This window comes from Allobosea sp. (assembly GCF_036675845.1).
Classification (GTDB): domain Bacteria; phylum Pseudomonadota; class Alphaproteobacteria; order Rhizobiales; family Beijerinckiaceae; genus Allobosea.
The window spans coordinates 1-14,098 of record NZ_JAKFED010000035.1; the positions used below are offsets into that span (position 1 = coordinate 1).

At 68.4% G+C, this 14,098-nt stretch carries 13 protein-coding genes and 1 pseudogene; 8 read left to right on the plus strand and 6 right to left on the minus strand.

Annotation, left to right across the window (positions count from 1 at the left end):
* Positions 1-128 precede the first annotated feature (128 nt).
* A complete protein-coding gene (ctrA, locus tag V6M56_RS02820; RefSeq protein WP_332681060.1) occupies positions 129-830 on the minus strand; it encodes a response regulator transcription factor CtrA in 702 nt (233 codons plus the stop codon).
* A 344-nt stretch (positions 831-1,174) separates the two neighbouring features.
* Between ctrA and fliI the strand changes: the two genes are divergently transcribed.
* Positions 1,175-2,515, plus strand: coding sequence for a flagellar protein export ATPase FliI (gene fliI, locus V6M56_RS02825; RefSeq protein WP_332681061.1), 1,341 nt, complete (start codon positions 1,175-1,177; stop codon positions 2,513-2,515).
* Positions 2,516-2,527: 12 nt separating this feature from the next.
* On the opposite strand, the gene V6M56_RS02830 is transcribed toward fliI, so the two are convergent.
* The gene (locus V6M56_RS02830) at positions 2,528-3,115 is read right to left on the minus strand and encodes a TlpA disulfide reductase family protein (protein WP_332681062.1); all 588 of its coding nucleotides are present in this window, start codon (positions 3,113-3,115) and stop codon (positions 2,528-2,530) included.
* A 151-nt stretch (positions 3,116-3,266) separates the two neighbouring features.
* Entirely contained in the window at positions 3,267-4,469 is a 1,203-nt protein-coding gene (locus V6M56_RS02835; RefSeq protein ID WP_332681063.1) for an MFS transporter, read from the minus strand.
* 236 nt (positions 4,470-4,705) lie between these two features.
* On the opposite strand from V6M56_RS02835, the gene fliJ reads away from it, so the two are divergent.
* Positions 4,706-5,119, plus strand: a complete 414-nt coding sequence (fliJ, locus tag V6M56_RS02840; protein ID WP_332681064.1) for a flagellar export protein FliJ — start codon at positions 4,706-4,708, stop codon at positions 5,117-5,119.
* A gap of 13 nt (positions 5,120-5,132) precedes the next feature.
* On the opposite strand, the gene V6M56_RS02845 is transcribed toward fliJ, so the two are convergent.
* Entirely contained in the window at positions 5,133-5,747 is a 615-nt protein-coding gene (locus V6M56_RS02845; protein WP_332681065.1) for a GNAT family N-acetyltransferase, read from the minus strand.
* A 363-nt stretch (positions 5,748-6,110) separates the two neighbouring features.
* On the opposite strand from V6M56_RS02845, the gene V6M56_RS02850 reads away from it, so the two are divergent.
* The 3 genes from V6M56_RS02850 to V6M56_RS02860 all read left to right on the plus strand — a co-directional run bounded on the left by V6M56_RS02850 (position 6,111) and on the right by V6M56_RS02860 (position 8,049).
* Positions 6,111-6,269 carry a hypothetical protein gene (locus V6M56_RS02850; RefSeq protein WP_332681066.1) on the plus strand — a complete coding sequence of 53 codons (159 nt, stop codon included), beginning with the start codon at positions 6,111-6,113 and terminating at the stop codon, positions 6,267-6,269.
* A gap of 77 nt (positions 6,270-6,346) precedes the next feature.
* Positions 6,347-6,730, plus strand: coding sequence for a CopM family metallochaperone (gene copM, locus V6M56_RS02855; protein ID WP_332681067.1), 384 nt, complete (start codon positions 6,347-6,349; stop codon positions 6,728-6,730).
* 206 nt (positions 6,731-6,936) lie between these two features.
* Positions 6,937-8,049, plus strand: coding sequence for a lysylphosphatidylglycerol synthase transmembrane domain-containing protein (locus tag V6M56_RS02860; RefSeq protein WP_332681068.1), 1,113 nt, complete (start codon positions 6,937-6,939; stop codon positions 8,047-8,049).
* 33 nt (positions 8,050-8,082) lie between these two features.
* Here the strand turns inward: V6M56_RS02860 and V6M56_RS02865 are convergent.
* Positions 8,083-8,895 (minus strand): annotated as a pseudogene (locus V6M56_RS02865) (DMT family transporter); the annotation flags it as partial.
* Positions 8,896-9,015: 120 nt separating this feature from the next.
* On the opposite strand from V6M56_RS02865, the gene V6M56_RS02870 reads away from it, so the two are divergent.
* Positions 9,016-9,570, plus strand: a complete 555-nt coding sequence (locus V6M56_RS02870) for a helix-turn-helix domain-containing protein (RefSeq protein ID WP_332681085.1) — start codon at positions 9,016-9,018, stop codon at positions 9,568-9,570.
* Between the two features lie 162 nt (positions 9,571-9,732).
* Here the strand turns inward: V6M56_RS02870 and flhA are convergent, their stop codons facing one another.
* Positions 9,733-11,826, minus strand: a complete 2,094-nt coding sequence (flhA, locus tag V6M56_RS02875) for a flagellar biosynthesis protein FlhA (RefSeq protein WP_332681069.1) — start codon at positions 11,824-11,826, stop codon at positions 9,733-9,735.
* 259 nt (positions 11,827-12,085) lie between these two features.
* On the opposite strand from flhA, the gene V6M56_RS02880 reads away from it, so the two are divergent.
* Together V6M56_RS02880 and V6M56_RS02885 are read left to right on the plus strand one after the other, a co-directional pair.
* Positions 12,086-12,433: a hypothetical protein gene (locus V6M56_RS02880; protein WP_332681070.1), complete on the plus strand. Its 348-nt coding sequence runs from the start codon at positions 12,086-12,088 to the stop codon at positions 12,431-12,433.
* Positions 12,434-12,521: 88 nt separating this feature from the next.
* A complete protein-coding gene (locus tag V6M56_RS02885) occupies positions 12,522-13,955 on the plus strand; it encodes an MFS transporter (RefSeq protein WP_332681071.1) in 1,434 nt (477 codons plus the stop codon).
* The last annotated feature ends 143 nt before the right edge of the window (positions 13,956-14,098 follow it).

Consider the following 14,098-nt stretch of genomic DNA (forward strand, 5'->3'; position numbering starts at 1 on the left):
CAGCCCCAAAAGCGCAGAAAACAAAAACCCCGCCTCTCGGCGGGGTCCCCGTTTCGCCTGTCGTGTACATCCGACGATCAGGCGATCTCTCTATAGCGCGGCCATGGTGACGCGCTGATGACGAAACTTTAGGCCGGGATGCGTTCCTCGACCTCGGTCGGCTCGCGCAGCACATAGCCGCGGCCCCAGACCGTCTCGATGTAGTTCTTGCCGTCGGAGGCGTTCGCCAGCTTCTTGCGCAGCTTGCAGATGAAGACGTCGATGATCTTGAGCTCGGGCTCGTCCATGCCGCCATAGAGATGGTTGAGGAACATCTCCTTGGTCAGCGTCGTGCCCTTGCGGAGCGAGAGCAGCTCCAGCATCTGGTATTCCTTGCCGGTCAGGTGGACGCGCTGGGCATCGACCTCAACGGTCTTGGTGTCGAGGTTGACGACGAGGTCGCCGGTCGTGATCACCGACTGGGCATGGCCCTTCGAGCGGCGGACGATGGCGTGGATGCGCGCGACGAGCTCGTCCTTGTGGAACGGCTTGGTCAGGTAGTCGTCGGCCCCGAAGCCGAGGCCCTTGACCTTGTCCTCGATGCCGGCGAGGCCCGAAAGGATCAGGATCGGCGTCTTGACCTTGGCGACGCGCAAGGAGCGCAGCACCTCGTAGCCGGACATGTCGGGCAGGTTCAGGTCGAGCAGGATGATGTCGTAATCGTAGAGCTTGCCGAGATCGACGCCCTCTTCGCCCAGGTCCGTCGTATAGACGTTGAAGCTCTCTGACTTCAGCATCAATTCGATGCTTTGGGCGGTTGCGCTATCGTCTTCGATCAGCAGAACCCGCATGTCACGTCCCCAATTTCGCCCGCAGGCCCGCGATCCTGTTCACTCCGCCCCGAACCCCCACGGCCCTGGACGGCGAACGCTTGCCTGATGAAACGCCACGCGACACGCTACGGAGAAATGGTTAACAAACCCTGATTCCCGGGCGCAAGCGCTTCTTCGGTAAAAGCGGACGATCCTTGTCGAGGTGAGTCGAATTTGACACGGATCGCTCTGGCTTCAGCCGCGAAAGCGCCTTTCGCGGAAGTCCGCTCCGGAGAAAGGCTCCAAAACGGCCCCTCCCCTCGGCACAACTTCGATACGCAGTGTTAATCACAGAGGTAAATGAAAGGTTTACGGGAGCCATCATGAGCGGCGCGCAGCGCGATCCGGACCGCCTCGCCCACCTCGCCGCGATCATCGGCGGGATCGAGGGTACGACCATCTATGGCCGGGTCACCGCGGTCCGCGGCCTGATGGTCGAGGTCTCGGGGCCGGTCTCGGCGATGAGCCTCGGCGGGCGCGTCGGCATCGAGATCGCCGCCGGAACCCGCGTGCCCTGCGAAGTCATCGGCTTTTCGGGCGAGAAGGCGCTGGTCATGCCCTATGGCGGGCTCGACGGCGTCAGGCGCGGCTGCCCGGCCTATGTCGAGCGCGCGGTGCCGGGCCTGCGCCCGACCTCCGCCTGGCTCGGCCGCGTCGTCGATGCGCTCGGGCGCCCGGTCGATGGCGGCCCGCCCTTGCCGCTGGGCGAGCGGACCATCCCCTTCCGCAATGATCCGCCACCGGCGCATGCCAGGCGCCGGGTCGGCCCGCCGCTCGATCTCGGCGTGCGGGCGCTCAACACCTTCCTGACCTGCTGCCTCGGCCAGCGCATGGGCATCTTCGCCGGCTCCGGCGTCGGCAAGTCGGTGCTGCTCTCCATGCTCGCCCGCTATGCCAGGGCCGACGTCAACATCATCGGCCTGGTCGGCGAGCGCGGCCGCGAGGTCCAGGAGTTCCTGCAGGACGATCTCGGGCCGGACGGGCTCGCCCGCTCCGTCGTCGTCGTCGCCACCTCCGACGAGCCGGCCCTGATGCGCAAGCAGGCGGCGCTGACGACGCTGGCGCTGGCGGAGTTCTTCCGCGACCAGGGCCTGCAGGTGATGTGCCTGATGGATTCGGTGACGCGCTTCGCCATGGCGATGCGCGAGATCGGGCTGGCCGCCGGCGAGCCGCCGACGACGAAAGGCTATACGCCGACCGTCTTCGCCGAATTGCCGCGCCTGCTCGAGCGCGCCGGCCCCGGCACCGGCGACGGCGCCATCACCGGCCTGTTCACCGTGCTGGTCGATGGCGGCGACCATGACGAGCCGGTCGCCGACGCGGTGCGCGGCATCCTCGACGGCCATATCGTCATGGAGCGCGGCATCGCCGAGCGCGGCCGCTACCCGGCGGTGAACGTGCTGAAATCGGTCTCGCGCACCATGCCGCGCTCCTGCGACCCGGCCTATTACCCGGTCGTGCAGAAGGCCCGCGCCACGCTCGCCACCTATGCCGACATGGAGGAGCTGATCCGCCTCGGCGCCTATCGCCAGGGCGCCTCCGTCGAGGTCGACGAGGCGATCCGCCTCAATCCGGAGCTGGAGGCCTTCCTCAAGCAAGCCAAGGACGAGGCGACCGGCCTGGACGAGGGCTATGCCCGGCTCGCGCGCATCATGGCGATGTGAGCGGGAAAATCCTCAGGCACGGGCGAAATAGGACAGCAGCGCACGCGCCTCCGGCGAGGACCAGTCGGCCTCCCCGAGCAGGTATCCGCGCACCCCGCCCCGTGCATCGACGGCATAGGTGATCGGCTGCCCCTCGGCGAGCGAGAACGGAGACTCGCCGCCATCGTCGCGCCGCGCCGAGAGCCGCACCCCGCCGCGATCGAGGAAGACAGGAAGCTGCTTCACGCCGAGCCGGGCGAGATAGGCCCGAACATGCGCCGGTTCGCGCTCATCGGTGGCGATCGTCAGCAATTCGATGCCGTTGCGCCTGAAATCGGCGAGTTGGCGCTCGAAGCGCGGCAATTCGATCCGGCATACCGGACACCACGTCGCCCATAGATAGACCAGCGTGACCTTCCCGGCCGGCGGCCTTGCCAATGCCGGCTTGCCGTCGAGCCGCGACAGCGCCAGCGGCGCCATGGTGACGACCGGATCGAGCTCGATGAACTGATAGCGGGAGGTTCGGAACACCGGCGGACGCTCGCCGGCACGAGCCGAGACGGCCAGCGCGCCCAGCGAGGCCTGAAGCACCAGGCGGCGGGAGAGAAACGGAAACGGCATCGGACTGGGCGATCTCACATTAGCTTCGCGCGCATCGCCCGCGCGTCGGGCGCGATCGTCGACGGAGGGAGAGGAACTGTGGCGAGGAACCGTTCCCGCGCCATCGCGGCAGCCTCAAGGCGCGGCCCGCGACATTTCCGCCCGGCTTGGCTCAGGCCCTGAGGCGACGCACCAGCGCGAACATCGCCAACAGCGCCGTAAGCTGGATCGCCGCCGACATGATCAGCGTCCCTGACGGGCCGATGCGCTCGATCATCAGCGCAAACAGCAGGGGCGCCGCGGCGAAGGTCAGGTTCTGCGGCACCGCCAGCCGGCCGAGCATGCTGCCGAAGCCGCGGCGGCCGAACAAGGCGAGCGGCAAGGTCGCCCGCGCCACCGCGATCACGCCCATCGCGGCGTTGAACAATAGGATGAACGCGACAGCGACCCCGGCCGAGCCGGGCGCGGTCGCCATGAGCAGGCAGGAGGCCGGCCCCAGCACCAGCCCCGCCAGGGCGACGCGTTCGACCGGCAGCCGCTCGCCTGCGAGCGTGTCCACGGCCCGGGCGACCAGTGTCGCCGGGCCGCTGAGCGTGGCGATGGCGACCGCCGTGGCGTTGCTGAGACCGGCGCTCTGCATCAGGCCGATCACATGCAGCGGCAGGCCCCAGGAGACCAGGCCGCTGGCCGAGAAGCTGAGCGCCACCAGCCAGAAGGTGGCGCGCCGCTGGTCCGGCAGCACCCTGCCCTCGTCCTCGGGCGGCAGCTCGGCCGCTGCCGCTTCCGCCGGCAGCTTCGCCCGGTAGCGAGGGATGGCGAGGTGGATCGGCAGCACGACGAACAGCTGCATCGCGGCGAAGACCAGCAGGCAGATGCGCCAGCCATAGGCCGCCGAAAGCGCCGCCGTCAGCGGCCAGAACACGCTGGAGGCCAGCCCCGTCACCAGCATCATCAGCCCGATGACGCGGCGCGTGCGCTCGCCCATCAGCTGCGCGACCGTGACATTGCCGGTGTTGGCGAGCTGCATCGCATGGCCGATGCCGATGACGAACCAGGTCGCGAGATAGCTCACCGGCCCCTGGGCCTGGGAGAGAAGGGCGAGCCCGACGGCGCAGATCGCCGCGCCGACGCACATCGCCTGCCTGGTGCCGCGGCTGTCGAGATGGCGCCCGAGTGCCGGCGAAAGCGCAGCACCCGTGATAAGCAGGATGGTCACGCCGCCGAAGACGACAGTCGGGCCGAGGGCGAGCTCGCGGTCGAGATAGCCGGCCAGCACCGAGGGCGCGTAATAGATCGAGCCCCAGCCGATGATACGGGTGAAGGCGAGGCCGGTGAGCAGCGGCCCATGTCGGGGAAGGCGGGGAAAGCCAGGCAAGGCAAAGGTCCGGCAGCACCTCAGGGTGCTGATTCTTGATTTCGCCGAGGCTATCCGAAACGGCCCCTCGCCGGCAGATATCGCGGCGCACATGCAACATGCATCAAAAGCGGCCATTGCCGGTAAGGAACGGTCAACCTCCTTGCGCCATTGTCCTTTTCGTCTCGCGGAAGTTGTTCGGGTGCCGCGCCGAGGGGTCGGTGCGACACCATGCGTAATCAGGAGTTAGAGCCGACATGAAGTCGCGAGAGACCCTTTTGCGTCTCAAACGGTTCCAGGTGGATGAGAAGCGCCGCCGCGTGAGCCAGATCGAGATGATGATCGCCGAGTTTCACCGCATGGCGGGGGACCTGGATCGCGAGATCCAGAACGAGGAGACCCGTGCCGGCATCTCCGACCCGGCCCATTTCGCCTATCCGACCTATGCCAAGGCGGCGCTTGGCCGCCGCGACAACCTCCGCCAATCGGCCGACAACCTGCAGGGCCAGCTCGAAGAGGCCAAAGGCGAACTGCAGGAGGCCTTCGAGGAGATGAAGAAGGTCGAGATCCTCGAGGACCGCGAGCGCGCCTCGGAGCGCGCCGCCGATGCCGCCCGCGATCAGGCGATGATGGACTCGATCGGCCTGCGTTCGTCCCGCCCCGGTATCTGACCCCGCGCCCGCATCATTCGATCACCGGATGATGCGGCACGGCGGCACGCGGCATATGGCCCGCGAGCCGCGGGTCGTCGACGACCTCGATGCCGCGCTTGAACGGCGCGAAGCCGGAGCGCTGATAGAACTGCGGCGCGCTTTGGTGGTCGAGCGTGCAGGTATGCACCCAGAAGCGCCCGATCGGCCGGGCCCAGGCCAGCGCCAGCGCCCGGTTCATCAGCCAGCGGCCGGCGCCCTTGCCCAGCACGCTCTCATCGAGCCCGAAAAAGGCGAGTTCGCCCTCCCCCGCCACCCTGAAATCCAGCTCCAGCAGGCCGACATCGCGGCCCTCCCAGCGCACGACGAAGCACTGCACGGCCGGGTCGGCCAGGATCGCCTCGCTATGGGCGGCAGGCTCGACCAGGCGGCTGAACCACATCCAGCGCTCGCCGAGCATCCGGTAGACCGCGAGATAGCGCGCGGTGTCCGGCGCCCCGATCGACTCCAGCGCCAGCCCCTGGGTGCCGGGCGGGTCGGGCCGCAGCGGCGGGGCGCAGAACATTTCGAGCGAGGTGACGATGGCGGCGATCTTGCCCGGCGGCAGGTCGGTGGTGCCGTGCAGGCTGATGGTGAAGGTCTCGGACATGATGCTCGGCAGGAAGCGGGAGAGGAAACGGGATAGGAAGCGGCGGGATATGACGACTCGCCGCGATGATGACATGATCGGCGCGAGACTGCAGGCCGCATGAGCGTATACCGCCCCGCCCCGACCCCAGGATGCCGGCCAGGTCTCGCAAGCAGCCCGGGCCTTGCAAGCAGTCTTCGTCTGCTCGTCGCCTGCCTGCTCATGCTGTTCGCGGTGCAGCCGCATCTGACGTCGATGGCTCTGCTCGCTCCGCACGGCCAGGCCGCTTCCCTGCGCGCCGAGCAACCGCGCGCGCATCACGAGACGCCCTGCCCCGAGCCCCAAGACCTGCCCCGAGGCCAAGAGCAACACGCGAAGGCGGGCATGCCTTGTTGCGCCGCCTGGAACTGCGGTCTCCTCGACAAGGTCGCCATGCCGCGGGGCGACCTGATCCGGCGCATCGGCGACCGCCTCGCGGCGGTCGCGCCGCCGACCCCCGCCGGCGTCACGGTCGAGCCCGGCGAACGCCCGCCGCGCGGCTGATGTCCTTCGCCGCATACCCCTTGCCGAGGCACGCGTCCGCAACGGCGGCCCGGCCCGATTCCCGAAAGGACATTCCAATGACCAATCTGCGTTACCTGCTCACCGGTGCCACCATCGCCGGCGCACTCGCCCTCTCCGGCCAGGCCTTCGCCCAGGGCCATCAGGGGCATTCCGGCCACGGCGCCACGCCCCCGGCCGGTGCCGCCAGCGCCGCGACGACCGGCTACCGTGCGGCGAACGACAAGATGCACAAGGACATGGACATCGCCTTCAGCGGCAACGCCGACGCCGATTTCATGCGCGGCATGATCCCGCACCATCAGGGCGCCATCGACATGGCCCGTGTCGTCCTCGCGCATGGCAAGGACCCCGAGGTCCGCAAGCTGGCCCAGGAGGTGATCGCGGCGCAGGAGAAGGAGATCGCCTTCATGCGCGCCTGGCTGAAGAAGAACGGCGGCTAGCTCGCCTTGTAGCCATTGGCTTTCCGGCAGGCGCCCGCGCCTGCCGGCTTGCCCTCGCCGCCGCCCGCTGGCAGAGAGAAGTGAACACGACCCGCGCGGTTTTCGCATGCGCAGGCTGCAGTTTGCGCATAGCTTCGTCCTCTCGCCACCTCTCTCTCACCACCTCTCCTGCCACTTCCGTCGCCTTCTGGCCGCCTGCGGGTTTCATGAAGAAGTATCTCGACTATCTCTGGCCGCTGATCGGCCTCGTCGCGGTCGTCTGGTCAGTCGATCTGCTCTGGGAAAAGCTGAAGACGGAAGCCGGAAGCGACGCGGCGATCCAGGCGGTGCTCGAGCAAGGCAATCTCTGGGACAATCTCAAGATCGTCGCCGGCGGCATCGCCGACAAGGTCGGGCTGATCCCGCCCGCCGCCTTCTTCCATGCCGGCCTGGCGACGCTCGTCGCCTATGCCGCCCTCGCCTGGTACGACCGCATCGCGCTGATCCATCTCCACCGGGAGAAGGGCATTTCCTGGCCCTATATCTCGCTCTGCTCCTTCGTCACCTATGCGCTCTCGCACAATATCGGCGCCTCGGTCTTCTCCGGCGGGATGGTGCGCTACCGCGCCTACCATGCGAAGGGGCTGACCGCCGCCGAGATCGCCGTGCTGGTGGCCCTGTGTTCCTTCACCTTCGCCTTCGGCACGATCCTGCTGCTCGGCCTCGTCCTCGTCGGCGAGCCGCAGATCCTGAGGCCGCTGCACCGGCTTTCGGAATGGTTCGGGATCGGCGACACGCAGGCCCGCCTGATCGGCGTCGGCCTGCTCGCCTTCTGCGGGCTCTACACGATCGGCTCGTGGCTGCGCTTCAGGCCGTTGAAGATCGGCAAGTTCGAGCTGGTCTATCCGCGCCTGCCGATCGTCGCACGGCAGTATCTCGCGGCGCCGCTGGAACTGATGGGCGCCGCCGGCATCATCTATTTCGCCCTGCCGGGCCAGGGCAATCCCGGCTTCTTCATCGTGCTCGGCGCCTTCCTGATCTCGTTCTCGGCCGGCCTGCTGAGCCAGGTTCCGGGCGGCGTCGGCGTGATGGAGGCGGTCTTCCTCGCCGTCATGCCCGGCGTCCCGGCACCGGCCGTGTTCGCAGCCCTGCTGATCTGGCGCCTGTTCTACCTCATCCTTCCGCTGGTGCTATCGCTGCCGATCGTGCTCGCCTTCGAGCGGACGCAGCTGCGCAAGGCGCTGGCGCACGAAACGCAAGTTAGGGCGCAGGCGGAAGCGGCCGCCAAGGCGGAAGCTCTGGCGCTCCAGGGCGATCGCGGCGGCGCCGAACATCAATAGGCTCCCCGCAGCCTCGCGCCAGCCGAACGGCTCCGACAGAACCAGGACGCCGACCGCCACGGCCACCGCCGGGCTGATGAAGGCGTAGAGCCCGGCGCGGAAGGCGCCCCAGTCGCGCACCAGCCGCATATAGGCGGTAAAGCCGATCAGCGAGCCGCCGATGACCAGGAAGGCGAGCGAAGGCAGCGTCGGCCAGGTCCCCAGCGCCCGGATATGCTCGGCCGTCACCGTCTCGAGGCTGGCCGAGGCGATGCAGAGGCCGAACCCGCCGATCAGCGTCTGCCAGCCGGCCAGGATGAGCGTCGGCACGCGGCTGGCGATCGGGCGCGAGAATACGGCGCCGAAGCAATACAGCAAGGTGCCCGAGGCGATCGCGGCCAGGCCCCAGAGCTCCATCGGGCTGCCGGTCGCCGCCTGCAGGCCGCCCAGCGCGCGCGTCGCGAACAGGAAGGCGAGCCCGAGCGTGCCGAGGCCGATGGCCGCCAGCTTGCGGGCGTCGATGCGATGGCCCTCGATCATCCGGCTGGCGATGATCGTGTAGAGCGGGATGGTGGCGAAGTTGACGATGGCGGAAAGCCCGCTCGGCGCCTGCGCCGCGCCCCAGAACAGCAGGGCGTAGTTCCCGGTGTTGAGCAGTAGGGCGGTGCCGATCAGGCGTGGCCAGGCATCCGCCGGCACCTTCAGCGCACCGCGCCCCGACCAGGCCAGCATCAGCACGCCGGCGATGATGAAGCGGCAGGCCGCCAGGAAGATCGGCGGCACATGGCTGGACCCGATCTTGACCGGCAGCCATGTCAGGCCCCAGACGAGGCACATCAGGGCGAAGAGGAAGACGTTGCGCGACATGGGTCCGGGCTTGGGTCAGGGTGGCGATGGCCGACGCGGAGGCGGCCTGCCGGCAAGGCCGGCGCGCAGGGCCGGTTGCCGACAGCCAGATTCCACGATAAGAGAATCGACGCTATGATGATGGACGATCTTGCGTCAAGGCTGGCGGAGCGGCTGCGCGGCGAGCGCGAGGCGCGCGGCTGGAGCCTGAACGATCTGGCCGAGCGCTCCGGCGTGTCGCGCGCCATGATCAGCCGCATCGAGCGCGGCGAGGCCAGCCCGACGGCGGTTCTGCTCGGCCGGCTCTCGGGCGCTTTCGGCCTGACGCTCTCCAACCTGCTCGCCCGCATCGAGAGTGCCGGCGAGCGCCTCCGGCGCGCCGGCGACCAGCCTTCCTGGCGCGACCCCGAGACCGGCTTCATCCGCCGCGCCATCTCGCCGGCCGGCAATGGCGATCTCGAGCTCGTCGCCGGCGAGCTTCCGCCCGGCGCCGCCATCGCCTATCCCGCCAGCTCCTACGCCTTCATCCGCCAGCAGATCTGGCTGCAGTCGGGCCTGCTCGATTTCCAGGAAGGCGAGACCGTGACCCGGCTGGAGCCGGGCGACTGCCTGGAGCTCGGCCCGCCCAGCGATTGCCGCTTCAGCAATCCAGGCCCCGGACCGGCGCGCTATCTGGTGGTGGTGGCGCGGCGCTGAGTTCGAGGCGCCCGCCGCGAGCGGCGCAACATCGTCATTGCGAGGAGCGTGAGCGACGAAGCAATCCAGGGGCGGCAGGGCACTGCAGCAAGTCCCCCCTGGATTGCTTCGCTGACGCTCGCAATGACGGGGAAGCGCCGTTCCCAACCGGTCTACAAAGACTTACACGCTCCCCACCGTCCTGAGCTTGGCCCGCGGGTGGATCTCGCCCTGCGAGAGCACCGGCGTCTCGCGGCGGAAGCGCTCGACGATCTGGCGCACGAAGGGCCGCGACATGCCGGAGGTGACGAGCGCCGGCATCTCGCCCATCCGCGCCGCCTCCTCGAACTTGTCGCGCACGGCATGGACGAAATCCTGCAGGCGCGAGGGCTGCATGGCGAGGTGGCGGTCCTCGCCCTGGCCGACGATCGATTCGGCGAAGACGCTTTCCCAGCCCGGCGACAGGGTGATGATCGGCAATTGCCCGTGCTGGTTGGAGAACTGGGCACAGATCTGTCGGGCGAGCCGGACGCGGACATGCTCGGCGATATCACGCGGGTTCTTGATGCCGCCGGCGACCTCGGCGATGCCCTCGACGATGGTCGCGAGATCGCGGATCGAGATGCGCTCGGCCAGCAGCAGCTGCAGGACGCGCTGGATGCCGGTGGTCGAGATCTGGCTCGGCACGATCTCCTTGACCAGGTCGGCATGGTCCTTGGGCAGCTCGCGCAAGAGCTTCTGCACCTCGCCATGCGAGAGCAGCTCCGGCATGTGCGATTTCAGCACCTCGGTGAGATGCGTCGAGATCACGGTCGCGGCGTCGACGACGGTGAAGCCGCGCAGCTGCGCCTCGTCCTGCAGGGCCGCGTCGATCCAGGTCGCCGGCAGGCCGAAGGTCGGCTCCAGGACATTGTGGCCGGGCAGGTTGACGCTGCCGCCCATCGGATCCATCGCCATGTACTGGCCGGCATAGACGATGCCGTGACCGGCATCGATCTCCTTGATCTTGATGTAGTAGTGGTTCGCCTCGAGCTGGACGTTGTCGACGATCCGCACCGCGGGCATGACGAAGCCGAGCTCGGCCGCGAGCTGCCGGCGCAGTGCCCTGACCTGGTCCGTCAGCCGGTCGGCCCCACCCGGCGCATTGACGAGCGGCAGCAGCCCGTAGCCGATCTCGATCTTCAGCTCGTCGAGCTTGAGCAGGTCGTTCAGCGTCTCTTCCTTCGGCGTGCCGTCGGCCGCCAGCGGCGAGGCCTCCTGCGCCACCCGCGCCGCGCTCTCCGTCTCGCGCGCCTTGCCGATCTGGCCGAAATGGCGGGCGAGCCAGGCCGCGCCGCCGGCGAGCGCGAGGAAAGGCAGCATCGGAATGCCGGGCAGGACCGCGATCAGCGCCATCACCGCCGCCGACATGCCGAGCGCCTTGGGATAGCCCGAGAGCTGCTTGCCCAGCGCCTTGTCGGCCGCGCCGCGCACGCCCGACTTCGAGACGAGCAGGCCGGCCGCGGTCGAGACGATCAAGGCCGGAATCTGGCTGACGAGGCCGTCGCCGACGGTGAGCTGGGTGTAGTTGGTGGCGGCGGCGCCGAAGCTCATGCCCTGCTGCGCCACGCCGATGATGATGCCGCCGATGACGTTGATGAAGGTGATCAGCAGGCCGGCGATGGCGTCGCCGCGCACGAATTTCGAGGCGCCGTCCATCGAGCCGAAGAAGGAGGCCTCGTCCTCCAGCGCCTTGCGGCGGGCCTTGGCGACATCCTGGTCGATCAGCCCGGCCGAAAGATCGGCGTCGATCGCCATCTGCTTGCCCGGCAGGGCGTCGAGGGCGAAGCGCGCCGCGACCTCGGCGATGCGGCCCGAACCCTTGGTGATGACGACGAAGTTGACGATGATCAGGATGGTGAAGACGATCACCCCGATCACGAAATTGCCGCTCATCACGAAGTTGCCGAAGGCCTCGATGACGTGGCCGGCGGCGGCGCCGCCCTCATGCCCATGCGACAGGATCAGGCGGGTCGAGGCGAGATTGAGCGCCAGCCGGAACATCGTGACGATCAGCAGCACGGTCGGGAAGGCGGAGAATTCCAGCGGCTCCTCGATGAACAGCGCCGTCATCAGCACCAGCACCGACAGGATGATCGACAGCGCCAGCAGGAGGTCGAGCAGGACGGCCGGCAGCGGGAAGATCAGCACCACGAGGATGCCCATCACGCCGATCGCGAGGAACAGGTCCGGGCGGTTGAGCCAGGTGCCCATCTGGCCGCGCGTCGGCATCGTCATGCCACCGCCTGCGCCTGCCGTCAGATCGCTCATGGACTCGCCTGCTCCCATGCGCGGCCCGTCGCGAAGCGCGACCCGCACCCGGCAATTCTTGCCGGGTGCATGGTGAACGAGTGGTTAAGACAGGAGAAAAACCCCGCCTGGAACCTTTGTCTGAACGAACCGTTATCGAATGGCCGCGTTATGGCCGCATTCGGCCAGCCAACTCGCCTCGGGCCGGCCAGATCGGTCTTTCAGGCCGGAATTATTGGAGGAAGTCTTGGATAGACGTTCGTTTGTATTGAGCCTTTTCGGCGGCCTCGCCGCCGCCGGCCTCGGCGGCATGGGGCTTGCGCAGGCCGCTGCGCCCGCCGCCGCCCCGCTTCCCGATCCGGAGGGCCTCGCGCCCGCGCTGAAGGCCGGGCTCGACAAGACCGACGCCGACTTCAGCCAGACCGTGGTGCGCCGCACGACCGTCGTTCGCCGGCCTCCCGCCTATCGCCGCCGCCCTGTCGTCGTCCGCCGCACCACGGTGGTACGCCGGCCGAGCCCGTATTACCGTCGGCCGGTCGTCGTCCGCCGTACCACGGTCGTGCGTCGCCCGCCCCGCCGCGTGATCTACCGCTGATCCAGGCAGGCCCGCAGGCGGGCGGCCCCATGCCGCCCGCCATCCTCGACGCGGCGACAAGGCCGCCTGTCGAAAGGGGAAACAGCTTGTGAACGAAGCGCGCACCCTCCCCGACGGCATCGTCACCGACATTCCGGCCAGGCTCGACCGGTTGCCCTGGTCGCGCTTCCATACGCTCGTCGTCGTCGCCCTCGGCGTCACCTGGATCCTGGATGGGCTCGAGGTGACGCTGGCCGGCGCGGTTTCCGGCGCGCTCAAGGAAAGCCCGGTCCTGCGCTTCACCAACACCGAGGTAGGGCTGGCCGGCGCCGCCTACCTCGCCGGCGCGGTGATCGGGGCTGTGCTCTTCGGCTGGCTGACCGACCGGCTCGGGCGCAAGCGCCTGTTCTCCATCACCCTCTTCGTCTACCTCGCCGCCACCGCCGCCACCGCCTTCTCCTGGAACCTGTGGAGCTTCCTCCTCTTCCGCTTCATCACCGGCATGGGCATCGGCGGCGAATATACGGCGATCAACTCGACGATCCAGGAGCTGATCCCGGCCCGGGTGCGCGGCTGGACCGACCTCGTCATCAACGGCTCGTTCTGGGTCGGCGCGGCGATGGGAGGCGTCGGTGCCATCATCCTGCTCGATCCCGCCAACATCGACCCGGAAATCGGCTGGCGCCTCGCCTTCTTCATCGGCGCCGCGCTCGGGCTCGTCATCCTCTTCCTGCGCCGCTGGATTCCCGAGAGCCCGCGCTGGCTGATGAGCCATGGCCGCCTCGCCGAGGCGGAGGCCGTCGTGGCGCATATCGAAGCCTTCGCCCCCGCCCCGCCGCCACAGACCCCGCTGCCGACGCTGACGCTGCTGCCGCGAAGCTTCACCCCTATGAAGGAGGTCGGCTACACCCTGTTCGTGACCCATCGTCCGCGCACGCTGGTGGCGCTGGCGCTGATGACCTCGCAGGCCTTCTTCTACAACGCCATCTTCTTCAGCTACGCGCTGATCCTGACCGATTTCTACAATGTGCCCGCGAGTGCGATCGGCTGGTTCATCCTGCCCTTCGCCGCCGGCAACTTCCTCGGCCCGCTGCTGCTCGGCCGGCTCTTCGACAGCCTCGGCCGGCGCACGATGATCGCCGCGACCTATGTGCTGTCGGGCATTCTTCTGGCCGTCACCGGGCTGCTCTTCGAGCGCGACTGGCTGAGCGCCGCGCAGCTCACCGCCTGCTGGAGCGTCGTATTCTTCTTCGCATCCGCCGCGGCGAGTTCGGCGTATCTGACGGTGAGCGAGACCTATCCGCTCGAGATCAGGGCGCTGGCCATCGCCGTTTTCTATTCGCTCGGCACCGGCCTCGGCGGCGTTGCCGGCCCCTGGCTGTTCGGCGCGCTGATCGACACCGGCTCGCGCACCAGCGTGCTCGCCGGCTATCTGTTCGGCGCCGTGCTGATGATCGCCGCCGGGCTGATCGCCTGGAAGTTCGCGGTGCGGGCCGAGCGGCGCTCCCTGGAGGACGTCAGCCGGCCGCTCGGCGCGATCTGAAGCCGCGCGGCGGCATGAAATTGCAGGGCGACGACGAGGCGCGGCGATTCCGCCCCTGACCGCCCCAAAGCGCTAACGGCCGGACTCCCGCGCCGTCAGCTCTCGCCGGCCACCCGCCCGTCCCAGGCGTGACGGATGGTCAG